Annotated in this window: 17 protein-coding genes; 12 read left to right on the top strand and 5 right to left on the bottom strand. The window is 33.4% G+C overall.

Annotated elements, in window-relative coordinates; translation table 11 throughout:
- The first annotated feature begins 90 nt into the window (after positions 1 to 90).
- From CQA66_RS06780 to apt, 6 genes are all read left to right on the top strand, one after another.
- Complete coding sequence (locus CQA66_RS06780) at positions 91 to 2,208, top strand: hypothetical protein (protein ID WP_104762217.1); 2,118 nt, start codon at positions 91 to 93, stop codon at positions 2,206 to 2,208.
- A 176-nt stretch (positions 2,209 to 2,384) separates the two neighbouring features.
- A complete protein-coding gene (gene lepB, locus CQA66_RS06775; RefSeq protein WP_104762216.1) occupies positions 2,385 to 3,320 on the top strand; it encodes a signal peptidase I in 936 nt (311 codons plus the stop codon).
- Between the two features lie 79 nt (positions 3,321 to 3,399).
- Positions 3,400 to 4,062 (top strand): site-2 protease family protein, encoded by a 663-nt coding sequence (locus tag CQA66_RS06770; protein ID WP_104762215.1) that lies wholly within the window; start codon positions 3,400 to 3,402, stop codon positions 4,060 to 4,062.
- 14 nt (positions 4,063 to 4,076) lie between these two features.
- Entirely contained in the window at positions 4,077 to 4,508 is a 432-nt protein-coding gene (rpiB, locus tag CQA66_RS06765; RefSeq protein ID WP_104762214.1) for a ribose 5-phosphate isomerase B, read from the top strand.
- A 44-nt stretch (positions 4,509 to 4,552) separates the two neighbouring features.
- Positions 4,553 to 4,891, top strand: a complete 339-nt coding sequence (locus tag CQA66_RS06760) for a hypothetical protein (protein ID WP_104762213.1) — start codon at positions 4,553 to 4,555, stop codon at positions 4,889 to 4,891.
- Between the two features lie 152 nt (positions 4,892 to 5,043).
- On the top strand, positions 5,044 to 5,610 hold the full coding sequence (apt, locus tag CQA66_RS06755) for an adenine phosphoribosyltransferase (protein WP_104762249.1): 567 nt from the start codon (positions 5,044 to 5,046) through the stop codon (positions 5,608 to 5,610).
- Between the two features lie 79 nt (positions 5,611 to 5,689).
- On the opposite strand, the gene purC is transcribed toward apt, so the two are convergent.
- From purC to CQA66_RS06730, 5 genes are all read right to left on the bottom strand, one after another.
- Complete coding sequence (gene purC, locus CQA66_RS06750; RefSeq protein WP_411698427.1) at positions 5,690 to 6,490, bottom strand: phosphoribosylaminoimidazolesuccinocarboxamide synthase; 801 nt, start codon at positions 6,488 to 6,490, stop codon at positions 5,690 to 5,692.
- A 105-nt stretch (positions 6,491 to 6,595) separates the two neighbouring features.
- On the bottom strand, positions 6,596 to 7,969 hold the full coding sequence (locus CQA66_RS06745; protein ID WP_104762211.1) for a S41 family peptidase: 1,374 nt from the start codon (positions 7,967 to 7,969) through the stop codon (positions 6,596 to 6,598).
- A gap of 229 nt (positions 7,970 to 8,198) precedes the next feature.
- Positions 8,199 to 9,164: a hypothetical protein gene (locus tag CQA66_RS06740; protein ID WP_104762210.1), complete on the bottom strand. Its 966-nt coding sequence runs from the start codon at positions 9,162 to 9,164 to the stop codon at positions 8,199 to 8,201.
- Between the two features lie 406 nt (positions 9,165 to 9,570).
- Positions 9,571 to 10,215, bottom strand: a complete 645-nt coding sequence (gene lpoB / locus CQA66_RS06735) for a penicillin-binding protein activator LpoB (RefSeq protein ID WP_104762209.1) — start codon at positions 10,213 to 10,215, stop codon at positions 9,571 to 9,573.
- A gap of 2 nt (positions 10,216 to 10,217) precedes the next feature.
- Positions 10,218 to 11,702, bottom strand: a complete 1,485-nt coding sequence (locus tag CQA66_RS06730) for a COG3014 family protein (protein ID WP_104762208.1) — start codon at positions 11,700 to 11,702, stop codon at positions 10,218 to 10,220.
- Between the two features lie 105 nt (positions 11,703 to 11,807).
- Here CQA66_RS06730 and CQA66_RS06725 point away from each other — a divergent pair, with 105 nt between their 5' ends.
- The 6 genes from CQA66_RS06725 (at position 11,808) to tatB (ending at position 16,343) form a co-directional block, all read left to right on the top strand.
- Positions 11,808 to 12,761: a tetratricopeptide repeat protein gene (locus CQA66_RS06725; protein WP_233707641.1), complete on the top strand. Its 954-nt coding sequence runs from the start codon at positions 11,808 to 11,810 to the stop codon at positions 12,759 to 12,761.
- Positions 12,762 to 12,858: 97 nt separating this feature from the next.
- Positions 12,859 to 13,479 carry an MBL fold metallo-hydrolase gene (locus CQA66_RS06720; RefSeq protein ID WP_104762207.1) on the top strand — a complete coding sequence of 207 codons (621 nt, stop codon included), beginning with the start codon at positions 12,859 to 12,861 and terminating at the stop codon, positions 13,477 to 13,479.
- Between the two features lie 33 nt (positions 13,480 to 13,512).
- Positions 13,513 to 14,268 (top strand): HesA/MoeB/ThiF family protein, encoded by a 756-nt coding sequence (locus CQA66_RS06715; protein ID WP_104762206.1) that lies wholly within the window; start codon positions 13,513 to 13,515, stop codon positions 14,266 to 14,268.
- A 53-nt stretch (positions 14,269 to 14,321) separates the two neighbouring features.
- Complete coding sequence (gene motA, locus CQA66_RS06710) at positions 14,322 to 15,092, top strand: flagellar motor stator protein MotA (RefSeq protein WP_104762205.1); 771 nt, start codon at positions 14,322 to 14,324, stop codon at positions 15,090 to 15,092.
- Positions 15,093 to 15,171: 79 nt separating this feature from the next.
- Positions 15,172 to 15,933: a flagellar motor protein MotB gene (gene motB, locus CQA66_RS06705; protein ID WP_104762204.1), complete on the top strand. Its 762-nt coding sequence runs from the start codon at positions 15,172 to 15,174 to the stop codon at positions 15,931 to 15,933.
- Between the two features lie 29 nt (positions 15,934 to 15,962).
- Positions 15,963 to 16,343 carry a Sec-independent protein translocase protein TatB gene (gene tatB / locus CQA66_RS06700; protein ID WP_104762203.1) on the top strand — a complete coding sequence of 127 codons (381 nt, stop codon included), beginning with the start codon at positions 15,963 to 15,965 and terminating at the stop codon, positions 16,341 to 16,343.
- Positions 16,344 to 16,687 lie beyond the last annotated feature (344 nt).

The raw sequence follows: 16,687 nt of genomic DNA, 5'->3' as shown, positions 1-16,687 counted from the left end.
TATCTCTTTGTCTTGTAAAATAAGATAATTTTTCTTAATGTTGGCTGAAAGATAGCAATCGCGTGTAACTCAATAATATAAGGATATAGGATGTTATTGCATAAATGGGTGAAGCCTGTATTGATTGTCTGGAGTATTGTATTTCTTATTGCATCTAGTGCATGGTTGATTTGCGGTTTGCTTAGCAAACAAAGGATTTATGAAGCCAATATCAAAGTGATTAATATAGCTGTTGATGGCAGTTCTTTAGAATCTCATTCCTCTGATATTGAGAGCAACGTTCTATCTTATCGCTATACGTTGAAGCTTCTTTTTCCTAGTAAGATTTTCCGCCCTCAAAAAAATATTTCTAATATAGAAGTTACTTCTATTCAATTCAACAATACTATTTGTGAATACAATAATCATGCAATATCTTCACTAGATATTTGTCGGAATCTTGTCTTTTCTTCTAATCAAAGAACAATTGAGTGGACTACACAAGAGGTTCTGAATCAGGATGCAATCGTTGGAAATGTGAAATATAAAGTATCGTTTCCGTTGCGAACATTTCTTAGTTTTAGTGTGTATTATTTGCTAGGGGTTTTCTTGATTCTTTCCTGTTCTTATTTATTATCGTGCGTAGATAAACGTACTACTCCATATATATATATATATATATCCGATATTCCCAAGCCGACATTATTTCATCTCATTGCCTGTTCATTGTCTTTGTTTGGAATGTTGATGTGTTATATGTTTATTGATAATGGACATGATTGGGGAGGAGATTTTAGCGCATACATTCATCAGGCTTTAAGTATTATGCAGGGAAAGGTTGCAGAATATAAGCTCGAGAATGCTTTTATTATTGATAATACTCATCATTTTACTTCTACGTTATATGGTCCCCCTACATATCCTTGGGGATTACCACTTTTATTTGTGCCTTTTTTATATCTATTCGGTTTAAACTTTTTTGGTTTAAAACTTATTATGGTTTGTCATTTTGGAATGTTCCTAATAGCGTTATATTATTTTTTATGCAAAAGATTGTATTATCTTACCGCTTGTGTGATAGTGTTATTTTTTGCATGCAATCCGAATCTATTATGGTTTAGTAATTCATTGGTAAGCGATTTTCCATTTATGGCTTGGTGTATAGTCGCTATTGCTTTGTTGGATTCTTTTTTACGTTCTGCTTCTCAATCGCTGTTTTTACTTGTTGTTAAAGTGTTGCTTGCAGGTTTTGCAATGTTTATTGCCATTGCGATGCGGACAAATGGTTTAGTACTACCTTTAACATTAGTGTGTTACTATATTTTGTTATTGATACAAATGAAGTTTGCTATTTTGCAGTCTTTGTCCAATCCTTATGTGTCGTTAATGGGATTTCCTTATTTGAACAAGCATCGGTCAGTGATTGTACTGATTTTTTTACTACCGCTCATTGTGTGTGGGTTACTCGAGTTAGCATTATCATTGTGGCTTGGTTTTGGTAATAGTGGGAATACACATTTTCTACAATTTGCTATTTTTCATAATATAGCTATGTTTTTTACTTTTTTGTGTCAATGCGCGTTTATTTTTGGTGCTGTTAAGATTATTGTGGGGATTGTTAGCATCCCTTTTGTTTGTATTGCTATTTACCACTTGTGGGCAAAGGAAGCATTTTGTTTGATTTTTTGTTTAGGCTATTTGTGTCTTTATTCTTTATGGATTAATATTGGAGAACGTGCAATATTGCCTCTTGTTCCGTTTTATGTTTATTTCTTTGTAGTAGGTGTGTTTTTTGCCAAGAGAATCAAGATGGTGTTTATTACTTTTATTCTTGCTGTAATGCTTATTGGTTATCATATCTTTGTAGATGCAAAACGCATTATAAACAATATGCCTAGGATTTCTAATTACGGATCAACTAGCGATGATTCTATACAAATGTATCATTATATTAAAGAGCATACCCCTAAGGAAAGTGTGATTATTTTTATTAAACCTCGCGTCTTGCATTTATTTACGCAGCGGCTATCTTTTGCGGCATTTGACTTGAATGAGGAAAATATGCAAAAAGCAGACTATGTAGTAATGGCTAAAGATTTTGGTTGGACTCCTTCTATCAAAAACGATTCTATGAGCGACAAAGTAATTAATAGAAGATTATTGGAATTGCAGTACAGCAACAATTCATTTAAGGTTTTCAGAATCAATCATTCATTATTGCAGCGTTGAATTTTGTTGCACATATAAGTACCAGGAAGTAAATCATAGAATCGTCTTAACAATTTTTGGTTAGATTACATTGCATATCAATGTGCCAATGTGCCGCTAAAATTTAGAGTATTGTAGTAGAATCTGTTTATCTCAATTTCTAGAGTCGCCTTATTAAAAGGTCATAAGGAAAATAAATGAAATTTTTATCTGCCGTTTATGGGTTTTTTACTAGTTGGGTAGGTGCTATTATCTCTGTATTAGCACTTATATTTTTTGTGGCACAAGGTTTTATTATTCCTAGTCGTTCGATGGTGGGGACACTTTACGAAGGCGATATGATGCTTGTTAAAAAATTTGCTTATGGCATACCTCTTCCAAAGATTCCTTGGCTTGAGATTCCGATTTTTCCGGATATACGAGGTGATAGGCATTTGATTGTTGGCGATAGACCAATGCGCGGAGATATAGTTGTTTTTAATCCTCCAGGAGATGATAAAACCTATTACATCAAACGTAATTTTGCTATTGGTGGCGATAAAGTGATTTTTGCTAAGGATGGAATGTATCTTCGACCAGTAGAGGGAGATTCTTATATCACAACACATTTTAAAGATTATGACACAAAAACTTTTTTCGGTGAGGCTTATGTGAAAGAGCCTTATTCTAAGGAATTTTTAGGTATTCATTATGGCGAAAAGGGTGGCACAATAGTGCCTTATGTCAGTTATTTTCATATGAAGTTTCGCGCACAATTTGGAATGCACAATTCTTCAACAAGTGGTAAAGGTATCGCCATGCAAATCAAATTGGCAGATGGTGAAGAGGTTTTTTATACACAAGTTCCATCTGATAGTTTTTTTATGGTAGGAGATAATCGAGATAATAGCGAAGATTCAAGATTTTGGGGTGTTATTGATTACAGCCGTGTTATTGGCAAGCCTTGGATTACATGGTTTAGCTTGACACTTGCAGAAAGTATAGAATCCAATGCTAGAGAGCCAAAGAATCGCTATAAAGTTCGCTGGGATAGAATGTTTAAACATATAAGTACTTTAGAACATGACGCAAAAATTTTTGATGGAGAATGCCGTTATTACGTTGCAACACCGTGTAATGTATTAATGTATTGATTTTTGTCATATAGATTTGAAGTATTAAGAATCTATTTATATCAGATTCTTTGTTCCGATTCTTTAATAAGGAAAAATTATGGATATTAGCAAACTAGATGTTATCCTTGTTATATTCCAAATTGTAGCATTACTGATAGCTGCTATTGGACATGAGATTATGCACGGATTAGTTGCATTAAAATATGGCGACAATACTGCAAGACGAGAGGGCAGATTAAGCATTAATCCTCGTTCCCATATTGATTTGTTCGGTTCAATTATTATTCCACTTACTCTTATTGTTATGGGTTCGCCCATTATGTTTGGTTATGCTAAGCCTGTTCCTGTGGATATAGATACGGTACGTGATAATGGAGGCTATAAAGCATGTATGCTTGTAGCACTTGCTGGCGTGTTTTATAACTTTTTTATGGCATTTTGTTGTGTTGTGATTCTGAAGTTAGGTTTAAGTTTTCATCTCTTAGATACACAATCTTTAAGTTTGCAATTCTTTTTCATTTTGCTTTATGTGAATATTGTTTTGGGAGTATTTAATTTATTGCCTATTCCACCTTTAGATGGTTCAAAAGCTCTTGCTTATTTAGGGCTGATGTTTAACAGCAGTGTTTTTGCGTCTTTGTATAATAAATTTGAAAATTATGGTATGATTATCCTCATTTTATTATTGCTTTTTCCTTTAACAAGAGAGGCAATATTCAATGTAATACGCATTACAGTGATGATGTTTCTAACAATCTAACGATAAGGGTTTTTATGCTTTTTATTGCGAATGATCACGCAGGTGTTAAATTAAAAGGGATTTTGTTGGAATATTGTCAGACACATAATATAGTTTATACTGATTTGGGTGTTTCTACAACACAAAAAGTTGATTATCCAGATATAGCAGGTTTGCTTTGTAGAGAGATTGATTTAGCGCAGGATTCTAAAGGTGTTCTTATTTGTGGTAGTGGAATTGGTATGAGTATTGCTGCTAATAGGTACAGGAATATCCGAGCAGCTTTATGTCTCAATCCTTATATGGCTATGTTAGCACGTATGCACAATGATGCCAATGTGTTATGTTTGGGAGAAAGATTGCTTGGCAATGAGATAGCGATCGCTATTGTTGAAAGTTTCTTAGGCTTTGATTTTGAGGGTGGCAGACATACTCAAAGAGTAGCTAAATTGAGCGATTATATATAGATATATTTATAGAAATATACAACGGATATAAGGGGAGAGACATAATGAATGCACTGGTTCAATGGTTTGCTTTAGTTATCTTCATTCTATTCATTCTATTTATGGTGGTTGCTGCTTTCTATTATAAAAGTATCGCGCAAAAGGAAAAAAAACAATCGGCACACATGCGCTACACATTGGTAGAAACAGAGGTTCTCATTCAGAAACATCAGCTTTCTTTGCAAAGAGCACTTGGTAATATTGATATTCTTACTAAAGAGCTTAACTCTTTGAAAAGTGAAGTGAAAACCCTTAAGCAACGTAATTCCCAATATAGAATTGAAACGGATAACTATAAGACTCGAATCAAGGACTTGGAACAAAAGATTGAAGCTTTATTGTAATTATTTCTTATGATTATAATCACATCATTAATTAAGTTTATTTTTAAAGGAAATTTATGAGAGCCACACAAAAAAAAGATATACCCAAGCCTATTAATGCCTTTAATGACGAGGATTTGATTATAGATGATTCCAATCATAGAGAGGTGAAAATGGCTAAGCATAAGCCGACTTTGCGTGAAGAAATTCAATGTTCTATTGCGCAGGTTCAAGATTTTCCTAAAAAGGGTATTATATTTCAGGATATTACGACATTTATTCATAATGGCAAACTCTTTAAAGAGTATATTGACATGCTAGCGCATCGCTATCATGCTTATAAGGTTGAATATATTGCAGGTATCGAAGCAAGGGGATTTATTATTGGTGCTGCTTTGGCTTTTGCATTAGGAGCGGGATTTGTACCTATTAGAAAACGTTCGAAATTACCAGGGAAAGTTTTTACTGAATCATATAGTTTGGAATATGGCAATGATCACTTAGAAATCAAAGAGGATGCTTTTTCGGGATTAAAAGGAGTTAATGTTATTTTGGTTGATGATTTAATTGCAACTGCCGGTACGGCAAAAGCTGCTATTAAGCTAATTAAAAGATTAGAGGCAAGATGTCTTGAGTTATGTTGTCTTATTAATCTTATGGAATTTGCAGAAACTAAGGATAGAAAGGAAATTGAGAAAGAAGTACATCTATTTTCTTTGATTGAAATTGATGCGGAGTAGGGTAGGATTTATTTCGCAGTGTATAAACTTATTGTATTAAGCGTAGCTTGTGCTTAAGCTTGATGCTTAGCATGCGCTTTTAGTTATTGTCAAGAAGACGTTGTAGGACTTCATGGTAAGCAGAGTGTAAATTTCCTATATCTTCACGAAATATATCTTTATCCATTTTTTTACCTGTTGCTTTATCCCATAACCTACAATTGTCAGGACTGATTTCATCTGCCAAAAGAATCTTGTTGTTTGTGTCCTTTCCAAATTCAAGCTTAAAATCTACCAATATTAAATTCGCTCTTTCAAAATATTTTGAAAGAAGACTATTTATTTTTAATGCCATGTTTTTAAGGCTATCAATTTCTTGTATGGTAGCTAAGTTCATTAATAGGCAGTGGGATTCTGTAACTATTGGGTCATTAAGTGAATCGTTTTTATAGTAGAATTCTACTAACGGTTCTTTTAGCGGTGTATCTTTAATTGTTATTTTTTCTTGGATACCCAAACGTTTAACGAGACTGCCTGTTGTGATGTTGCGAGTCACAACTTCAAGTGGAATAATGTTGATTTTTTTACAGAACATAATATTATTGGGTAGATAGGCAAGAATATTGGGGCGTACAAAGAGGTAGTGCGTGCAAATATGCTCTTCTTCTAAAAGGTGGAAAATTTTAGTTGAAATTTTACAATTTAGTTCCCCCTTACCCTTTTCACTGCTTGTTTTTTGAGCGTTGAATGCAGTTAAGTCGTCTTTAAAGACACATAATAATATTTCTTCTTTTGTGTTATGTTCTGTTAATATATTTTGTTGAATCTGTTTGAGCAAATCGGGCTGAATTTTGTAGAGTTTTTTCCCTTTACCTTCATATAACAGGTTTTCATTGTGTATTATGTTATTTATTAAAGTGGGAATATTGCATTCAAATGAAGATTCAATCATATTCGTCCTTTTGGGAAATTATGTAAGTGAAACAATAGATAGTTGATGTTGTGCCTATTTGTGTATGATAGCCCAAGCTTTTAAGATGTCAATGGCACTTTTAAGTTGAATATCTTTCACAATCATAGATTGAGTAATATTTTTTTCAGAATCTTTTTTGACTTCTTTGTTGATTTCTTTTGTTTCATTAAGAAATTCATTTTTGAGATGTCTTTTTAAATCTGCTTCTTTAAATTCTAGTTGATTTTGTGAACCCAATGGAACTTCACCTTCTGCTACAACAATATCTGGTGTAATTCCTACTGCTTGTATGCTTCTACCAGTAGGGAGATAATACTTTGCAACAGTAAGCTTTAAAGCCTCTTCTCCTTTATTGTCAAATTGGAATATTTTTTGTACACTTCCTTTGCCAAATGTTGTTTCCCCTACAACTATTGCTCGTTTGTAGTCCTGCAATGCTCCAGCTACAATTTCACTTGCAGAAGCACTACCACCATTGACTAATACGACTAGGGGAATATCTTTAAAATCTGCGTTTATATTTGATCTAAGTTCAGTATTTTCAGTTTTACCTTTTTCTCTGACAATCATTTTATTTTCAAGAAATAGCCCTGCCAAGTTTATGGCTTGATCAAGTAAGCCTCCAGGGTTACTACGTAAATCAAGCACAATACCATCAATCTTACCCAATTGCTTTAAGCCCTTTCTTGCCTCTTGTGTTACGTTTTGGTCAAAGCTTGCAACACGTAAATAGGCATAATTAGTTTCTTCAATATGCGAAACTAGTGTCGAACGGATTTTTACTTCATCGCGTTTTATTTCAAAAACCAGTGGTTTACTTTCATCTGAGCGAATAATTGTAAGTGTTACTTTAGTGCCTCTTTTGCCTTTCATAAGTGAGACTGCTTGGTCTATCTTCATGTCGAGTGTTGGTTTGTCGTCGATTTTAAGAATAATATCTCCACTTTTTAAGCCTGCTTTTTTTGCTGGAGTGTCATCAAGCGGTGCAATGACTGTTAATGCGCCATCTTTCATTCCTACCGTAATACCTATTCCGCTGAAGCTGCCACTTGTTTTTGTTCGCAAATCTTCGTAGTCTTTTTTTTGTAGGTAAGCCGAATGAGCATCAAGGTTACTTAGCAATCCCGAAATGGCTTTGTTAATAATTTCATTTGCATCAATGTCATTGACATAACTGTTCTCTACAATATTTACTGCATGCAGAAATCTTTGAAACGCTTTATCCCTTTCCGCTCTACTAAGTTTTCTTTTAGGTTTTGAGCTATTGTCATGCTTATCTTGTGTAGCGATTGCATTGTTTAAAGATTGTGAAATATCATAGCTTTGTGAGATACCGAAACCACCAACGAGCAATGCTGATGATAGAATCCCAGATAAAAGATAGATATTTATTTTTTTACGTTTCATTACTGCACCTTAGATTTATTCTAAAATTATCCCTCCATTTCACAGAAAACCTGGAGGCAAAGTTAACAAGCCTCATTATACAAAATAATTAAGTAATTTGTAAATATGTAAATAAGATAAAAAGTTATATTTGTTCTAATTGCTTGTGTTTCATTGCTATTAGAGTATTGAGTTGAAAAAACTTTTTTAGATTCTTTTGCGATGGAGTAAAACCCGCACATTGGTTGTTTTAACTAATATTCTGATTGTTTATAGAGGCATCATTTTCGGGATTATCAGTAGGCTGTGTGTTTGTTGCTTGTGAATTGGGCGGCTCTGTTTCATTGGGATTATCGGCTGCAGTTTGTTGTATATTTGTCTGTAAATCAGGTGACTCTTCATTGTTTTTTGTTTCATTTTCGTTATTGGAAATTGTATTTTTTTCTTCCGAATCTGCTAGCGGAGTATTTGCTTCATTATTGGTAATTAATAGTTCTGCTGTTTTCGGTGTTTGCAAATCGGCTGTGTTGGTCGTGGGGGATTCTGGGTTATTTTCTAATGTTAGTAAGCTTGCAAGATTCGGTGTATTGTTGGATGTATTAGCTTTAATGTCTTTTTGTTCTAATGGAATGTTCTTGAGTTGTTGCGTTGAAATCCAACGTGCTTGATTAATAGAATCTATTTTGTCTTGTAAGTTCTTAATTTCTTTGTCGATTTGCTTGCTTAGTGAATCGATATTATAAGAGAAAATATCAATGGAATGTCCATCGCGTAAATTTAGATTCTTTAAATTATTTTTATCTAAATCAAGATGAATATTCTTATCCGTATAGTTTATTTTAAACACGTTTTTATGATTATATTGAGCGTTATCAAAAATCTTCTTGATTTCTTGCATTGCATTATATCTTTGCTGCAACATTTTGTTATCAAGAATGGACCATTCATCATTTGATTCTACTTTATAATTACTTTTTATGTCTTTTACAATACTTTGCGCATCGCTTAAACTCTTTTTGGCGATTTGCAATGCTTTTATTGTAGAGAGCATCTCAGAAACTTGATTAGAGTGTTGTTCTCCTTGGGATTCGCTATTATGCATTGAATCTGGTACGGTATCAATAATGCTAAAGGTTTTTTGAGTGCCAGCGAATTTTAAGGAATCTTTGACAACAGGTAGTTTTTCAACAACAGGAGTATTATTGTCAACAGTCATTAAGAGACTCCATGATTAAATTTGATGATAGATAAGCAAAAGACATTCCTATCTAAAAATATTTGGACTATTGAATAGATGTTTCTGTTTCTTGAGTCAATGTTTCGTATCGTTGCCTTAGAGTGTTTATTAAGGATAATAAAGTGAAACAATTTTAAATTTGGCAGATAATAAATCTATACAAATTTTGCTTAGGAACGTCGCTTAATAGGATATTGCATGTTTCAACGAAATAACTATCAGATGATTCAATATAGCATTCTCTTCTCTTAATTTCTAATAAATTTTTAGAATGGATCGATACATTATTCACTGCATTCTAAATTAAGTACTAATACAAAAGCAGTGAGTATTTTTAGAAAATGCCAATAAGCTTAAAAAGAGCCTGAATTGCCAATATTGGCAATTACCATGTTACTTTTTTGTTAGATGCCACTTTAATGATGTTTGTTTCTTCATCCCATTGTACAATGCCAGTTTTAATATCTACAAGTTGCAAAATAAATGAATAATCTATCCTCTGTTGTTTGCCTACACGAGTGTTTTTTTGGACGATTTTGCCTGATAATGAAAGTTCTGGGGCAATAAGTGCCCCTTTCTCGGCTGTTGTGTATTGGTTAAATTCTTCATTTTCACGGAGATTCCTTGCGTGTTTAATCATATTATCCGACATGCCGCCACTCCCTGCAATAGCACCTGTTAATTGAAATTTCCCGCTGTTGCGCATAGTTCGCGTAATATTCATGGTAAGAGATTGAACATTGACTTGCTGCATTGTGTCATTAATAACATCTGAAATTGCTAGCACTTTTTTTCTTGTTGGGTCGAGGGAAAGGATATATTGACTTCTTAAGAGGCTTTGCACACTTTTATGTGCAGCAGCTTCAATATCATGATAATCGAGTCCGGCACTTGTGTATTTGTTGGAATCTCGAATATCTACATACTGGACTTTTTCGTTTGCGCATCCAGCAAAATAAACGCTTAAAATTGCTACTATCATTATGTGTATATTTCTTAAAATATATGGTGCTTTTAATAAACTTTGCATGATTAATTTCCTTTGATAGTAAAATAAGTGGCAACATTATTATGTACTCTTATATAGATAATATTATCTGTTTTTGCACAAATATTCATCTGCGGCTTATATTTTTTAAACAGATTTATTTTAGCATGAAAATCTTTTGGTTTTTGTTTAATTAGATTAAGAAATGCTTGATGAGATTCTATTCTTTTTGCAAGAGAATTGCAATTCGGTGTAAAATTAAGGTTTATGATTAATGTATCATCCCCGTATATTGCTATTTTGTTATTGTCGTTTGGGATTCTAGCCACCCATACAGAATCTGGTAATATAAAACTGCCTCTTGTATCTGCAGATGTTGCTGCATTGAAAATAACGCTTGTTAATAGTCCTGTTAGTGCGCCATAATCTCCACCGATATGGTTTGCTATTTCTACGGTTACAAGTTTTACAATGGCAGAAATAATGGCACGAGTAAGAATAATAGGAAGTTGTTTTTCAAATTCGCTACCAAATAAGGCACTGATTTTTGCAATAGAATCTGCCCTATAAGTGTTTACTTTATAGGTTTTGAATCTGGATTTGCCCTCAGAGAGTGAGGGGAGAGCCAAATTAATGGAAGCTACGTTTCCTCCTAATAAGAGAGATGTCGAGAAGCTGTTGTCTTGTTTGCGACTAATGTTTCCATCTTCGATAATAAACCACGTGTAGTTGTTGGAATCTTCTTGGAGTTGTCTTGATTCTAGTAGCATCATGTCATTTGCAATGATGTTTGAGTGGGTAATTCCATAGGATTCTTTAAGTAAATCAATGGCTTTTGTGTAATCTTTTTCGAGCATAAAAAATATGCCGGATATATAAGGAATCATAGGATTTAGTAAGTCTTTATAAACGGCAAAATTATTGAGATTCGAATATCTTTGAGTAAGAATTGCATTAATCTTAGAGTCAGATGTATTGGTTGCGTAATCGGGACTCTGCTGTTTTTTATTGGCATTTTGTATTGCTTTGTCATGTGCCTTTGCAATTTCTTTTTGATAGTATTCTTTTGCTCGTCTTTGCCTGTCATTAGCTCGATTAAACTCTATTCGCGCATTTATAGAATCTTCCAAGCTAGAATAAGCCAGTGCTTTGTAGAAATTAAGCAAACTACCCTCATAAATATTGCCTTTATATGACATAGACATATCATTGCTAAAAGTTGCTGCTACGGAGTTAAAGGCACTAGATAATATTCCTTCTTGTTCGTATTTTTTATAGATAGTCTCTGCATTATCTAATTCTATGAGGCTAAAAACTGGTCCAAAATAACTAAAAGTAAGAAATCCAGCTTGCATTTTCCACAATAAAATATTATTGGTTGTGGTGTTCATCGCTTTGTGTATGCTTTCGTATGTTCTAATATATTGATCAGAATCGTATTCTGCTTGTATTTGTTTTTCTAAAGTTGCACAAGCGGTTAAACATAGGGAATATATAGCAAAAAAACCAAAAAATATAAAATTTTTCAAAGATTTCTCGATTATGTTAATATGTTTCCTAATATAAAGCATTATAATAATATAATTTTAATAGAAAAATCAACAATTTTGAAGTTTGAAATTAAGGAGTTTAGTATGAGAATATTGCTTAAGCATATTCTTACTGCATACTATTTTATGGGATTATTTTTGCATAGAAGATATATTTTATTGAATGTGGTTTTTTTATCTCCAATGGTATTGTTTGCCAATAGCTATAACACTTATAATTATTATGGTAATTACAACAAATCATATCACAATAATAATCCACAGGCTGACTATGATATGGCATATAACCTCTATAAAAAAGGTGATTTAGAAGGCGCACTACCATTATTTGGAAAGTTATGCGAACAAAATAATTTTATTGCTTGTTTATCTGCAGGTATCATACAGGGGAAAATGCTTGATGATTTAGATAAAAATAAGCGATATTCTCGCTCGCAACGTAAAAAACTCAAAGAGCAATATTATCTTTCTATGATGGCTTTTTATCAAAAATCTTGCAATGGTGGAAATTATGATGCATGCAATAATTTAGCTTTTTATGAGTATGCTACAACGTCTAAAACAAAAAATGATACAGAACAAAAATCAGAGACAAAAAGTGTAGAGCTATATACAAAAGCTTGTCAAGCTGGAAATAAGGAGGCTTGTCAGAATCTTGGTGTAATATATAGTGGTGTTACAAACGATAAGAATGGGGAAGATACTATGGACTTGACACGTGCACAAAATTATTATGGTAAAAGTTGCACTATGGGTGATAGTGTCGCCTGTTTTAATTTGGGTGTTTTACGTTATAATTATGCAACAGTTGCTAGTGATTATGCTGAAGCGATACACCTTTTTAATCAAGCATGTGGCGGTGATTATCCCGCAGCATGCTTGAATTTAGGAATTATCTATGAACGTGGTGTTACTCAAGATTCAAATGAAGATATAGCAAATGCACTTCAATATTACACAAAGGCTTGTTATCTTAAGAATGCAAACGCTTGCACATATTTATCTAAATTAGCCAATAAGCAAAGTAAAATCAATTAAATTAATACATAGTTTGTTATACAAATTTTTATATTGTTTTAAGTCAAATTATAGTAAAATAAACATCATTTTCAAAAGTTTCAGACTAAGGAAATTTATGGAGATTGTCAAACATCCTTTTGGTGAATATGCTACAAATGCTTATTTGTTAAAATTCGGTGATTTTGAATTTGTTGTTGATCCTGGTTATGGTTCTACAGAATGGATTCTTTCTCACTCATCTAATCTCCAAGCTATTCTTATTACTCACGGTCATTTTGATCATATATGGGATACTGCTTTGTTACACCAAAAAACTCATGCGAGGATATATTGCCCAAAGCAAGATGCGTTTATGCTAGAATCTGATTGTTTCCATCTTGGTCTGACTCCTTGTAAAGCGGATACATATATAGAAAACAATGAGTCTACTATATCCCTTTCTATTAAGGGTGTAGATGTGCATTATTGGCATTTTCCTGGACATACACCAGGTTGCAGTATGATAGAAATCGAGAATTGTTTTTTTAGTGGTGATTTTATTTTTCATAATAGCATTGGGCGCTGTGATTTTCCTTATTCTGACGTTGATTCTATGAAGCATTCTTTACGACGATTCTTAAAGATAGATAGAGACTTAGAAATATATCCTGGTCATGGAAAAAATACAATGGTAAAGGCAGAGCAGCAAAGAATTCCTGCGTGGATACGTTATCTTGATTCTGAACTACGAAGCTAATTTTTTTGTAATATTATGGAGGATTATATAGTTATGGAATCACAGGAGTTATTGCAAGAACGTTATTTACGGCATCTTATGCTAGAAGATGTTGGACAAGAAGGGCAAAGTAAGCTTGCGCAATCTAAAGTTTTAGTTATTGGTGCAGGTGGGCTTGGCTCACCTGTATGTCTTTATCTTAGTGCTGCTGGGATAGGAAATATTGGTATAGTAGATTGCGATGTGGTTGATATTAGTAATTTACAACGTCAAGTTATTCATTTTACTTCTGATATTGGCAAGTCAAAAATTTCTTCTGCTTCCATAAAAATGAGAAGTATTAATCCCAATATCACCGTAGATACTTATTTTGAAAAATTTACTAAGAATAATGCTTCTACTATTGTTCAAAAATATGATTTTGTTGTTGATGCTACTGATAATTTCACAAGCAAGTTTCTTATTAATGATATTTGTGTGACTGCCAATAAGCCCTTTAGCCATGCGGGTGTGTTAAAATATAGAGGTCAGACTATGACTGTTCTTCCACATAAAACTGCTTGTTTTAGATGTGTGTTTGAAAATCCACCTGCAAAAGAGTTAGATTCTATTTTTACAGCTGGGTTATTTGGCGTTGTGCCAGGTATCATTGGTTGTCTGCAAGCAAGCGAAGTTATAAAATACATCTTAGGGCTTGGGGAGTTACTTACCGATACGCTTTTAACAATAGATATAAAGACTATGAATTTCAGGAAAGTGAATGTTAAAAAAGATGCAGAATGTTCGGTTTGTTCTCAAATATCTACATAATATAAATTACAGATTCAATAAATTGAATGAGATTTTGAATTGAGAGGATCAGTATGGATTTATCAAGTATTCTAGGCATTGTTTTGTCTATTGTAAGTATTTCAGTTGGTGATATACTTGAAGGTGGGAACCCTTTACATATTATTCACTTAAGTTCCATTTTAATTGTTATGCCAACTGCAGCATTTTCAGCCATGACAGCATCCCATCCACATGCTATTAAAGCTGCCTTTAAAGAAATAAAGATTGTGTTTGTGAATCCGAAGGTAAATTTGAATAATACTATTAGGCAAATGGTGGAATTTAGTTCTGAAGCTCGGAAGAATGGTCTTTTAACACTTGAGGCAAGAGTCTCTCAACTTGAGGATGATTTTACTCGAGAAGCTATGTCTATGATTATAGATGGTCGCGAAGCAAAAGATGTTCGTGAAGATATGGAAATACAGGTTGAGCAGTTAGAGCATTATTATCATGGCGCAGCGCATTATTGGTTACTTTTTGGGGAATCTTGTCCTACTTTTGGTCTTGTTGGTGCGGTTATGGGACTTATGCTTGCCCTTCAGCTTCTTGATAATCCCGCGGCGATGGCAGCAGGTATTGCCGGGGCTTTTACTGCGACCGTTACAGGAATTATGGGGGCATACGCTCTTTTTGGTCCATTTGGCAATAAAATAAAAAATAAATCACATGATATTATTTTAGAGAAAATGCTAATTATTGAAGCAGTATGCGGTATTGCTAATGGTGATAACCCTAGAAATTTAGAGGCAAAATTGCTAGGGTTTATTCCACCTGGTGAGCCTAAGATTTCACAATTTGAATAAATAGTTTGTTTTTGTTAAGTCTTTTTTATTGTATTTATTAGTGTGTTGTACAATATTACATAATGATTAGGAGAGTGTTATGGCAAAAAAGTGCAAATGTGAATGTCCTGCAGGAGAGAAATGGGCTGTTCCTTATGCTGATTTTCTATCCTTACTTTTAGCATTATTTATTGCTCTTTACGCGATTTCTGCCGCTAACACATCGAAGGTTAAAGCTGTTACCCAAGCCTTTATTACTATTTTTGATGCAACTCCGATGCCAGAACGTACAATGCCAGTTTTAATAATTCCCCCAGATCCCGGTGATGTTAAACAAGATACTGAAAGTGAAAATAAAAACACTTCCACTAATCTTAATGCTCCTACTACTACCGTTACTATCACTCAACTTTCGAATTTGATTCAAGATGGCGGATTATTAGAACAAGTTGAGCAAGGAACTGCGTTAAGACTCCCCTCTGACATTCTTTTTGAGCCAGGTACTGCCGAACTTTTGAATGAAGATAGACGCACAGAGTTAGATTTACTTGCTACAACGATTAACAAGCTGCCTCCAGAAGTATATGTAGATATTCGCGGGTATACTGATAATTCTACCCCAGCAGGATATAGGAATAATTATGAATTGGCGGCAGCTCGTTCATTCAATGTGATGGAGTATCTTATTGGTAGGGGTGTTGATCCAAATAAGCTTTCATATACTTCTTATGGACAGTATCGTCCAATCGTTCCAAATGACACTGAAGTTAACAGAAGGTCTAATAATAGGGTAGAAGTGTTTTTCTTTACTACAAAGAGTGCTGTTAATGAAGTGCAAGGCATTTTAGAGAATATGCAATAAGTGAATAATGGTTTTGGCGAGGATGGGAAGTGCTAGGTTTTGGAATTGGAGAGGTTATTTTAATTCTTATAGTTGGCATTATTGTTTTAGGACCAGATAAATTACCAAATGCAATTATAGAAGTTCTTAAATTTGTCCGCACCATTAAAAAAACAATGAGTGATGCAAAGGAAACACTGGACAGAGAAGTTAACCTTGCTGAAATTAAAAAAGAAGCATTGGAATATAAAGAAAGACTTGAAAACGACATGAATAAGATTAGTGAAGATATTAGGGATATAAAAGAAACTGAAAAAGATATGCAAAAAAGTATAGATTCAGTTCAAAATCTTTTTGAAGATTATAAACCTAAAGTTATTAATGATAAATCATCAGATCTTCATCAAGAGTTGGATAGAAATATCAAATAATAAAATAATAAGTGTCAATTTATATTCATAACTACAATTAGATATTAACAATTAAATGGATATAATCAATAGAAATAGTATATGTAGATTATATTCGCTGTGTTTAGGATTGAGATTTTGCCTGTTACAATGTAAAAATGCTATACATTGAGTACAAAATAAATTTATAACAATAGTTTTGCCCCTTACTTTTTATTCGGGGTAAATATGATGTAAGATAGATTCCGAATCAATGGCACTATCAAGATTGTTCTACCTTTTCATTACTGATTATATTGTGTCGAAGACAACGAGGGCATGTACCTAAAAATACCGCGGATACGTCATAGAGGTTATATCCACTG

The sequence above is a fragment of the Helicobacter aurati genome, from assembly GCF_003364265.1.
In the GTDB taxonomy this organism is placed as follows: domain Bacteria; phylum Campylobacterota; class Campylobacteria; order Campylobacterales; family Helicobacteraceae; genus Helicobacter_A; species Helicobacter_A aurati.
This window is presented reverse-complemented; position numbering and strand designations above follow the sequence as displayed.

Excerpts from the sequence above, each read along its gene's own strand:
- CQA66_RS06740 (WP_104762210.1), bottom strand. The coding sequence starts at position 9,164 with ATGACTGTTGACAATAATACTCCTGTTGTTGAAAAACTACCTGTTGTC.
- rpiB (WP_104762214.1), top strand. The coding sequence starts at position 4,077 with ATGCTTTTTATTGCGAATGATCACGCAGGTGTTAAATTAAAAGGGATT.
- CQA66_RS06745 (WP_104762211.1), bottom strand. The coding sequence starts at position 7,969 with ATGAAACGTAAAAAAATAAATATCTATCTTTTATCTGGGATTCTATCA.
- lepB (WP_104762216.1), top strand. The coding sequence starts at position 2,385 with ATGAAATTTTTATCTGCCGTTTATGGGTTTTTTACTAGTTGGGTAGGT.
- lpoB (WP_104762209.1), bottom strand. The coding sequence starts at position 10,215 with ATGCAAAGTTTATTAAAAGCACCATATATTTTAAGAAATATACACATA.
- CQA66_RS06720 (WP_104762207.1), top strand. The coding sequence starts at position 12,859 with ATGGAGATTGTCAAACATCCTTTTGGTGAATATGCTACAAATGCTTAT.
- CQA66_RS06780 (WP_104762217.1), top strand. The coding sequence starts at position 91 with ATGTTATTGCATAAATGGGTGAAGCCTGTATTGATTGTCTGGAGTATT.
- apt (WP_104762249.1), top strand. The coding sequence starts at position 5,044 with ATGGCTAAGCATAAGCCGACTTTGCGTGAAGAAATTCAATGTTCTATT.
- CQA66_RS06715 (WP_104762206.1), top strand. The coding sequence starts at position 13,513 with ATGGAATCACAGGAGTTATTGCAAGAACGTTATTTACGGCATCTTATG.
- CQA66_RS06770 (WP_104762215.1), top strand. The coding sequence starts at position 3,400 with ATGGATATTAGCAAACTAGATGTTATCCTTGTTATATTCCAAATTGTA.
- motB (WP_104762204.1), top strand. The coding sequence starts at position 15,172 with ATGGCAAAAAAGTGCAAATGTGAATGTCCTGCAGGAGAGAAATGGGCT.
- CQA66_RS06760 (WP_104762213.1), top strand. The coding sequence starts at position 4,553 with ATGAATGCACTGGTTCAATGGTTTGCTTTAGTTATCTTCATTCTATTC.
- motA (WP_104762205.1), top strand. The coding sequence starts at position 14,322 with ATGGATTTATCAAGTATTCTAGGCATTGTTTTGTCTATTGTAAGTATT.
- CQA66_RS06725 (WP_233707641.1), top strand. The coding sequence starts at position 11,808 with ATGAGAATATTGCTTAAGCATATTCTTACTGCATACTATTTTATGGGA.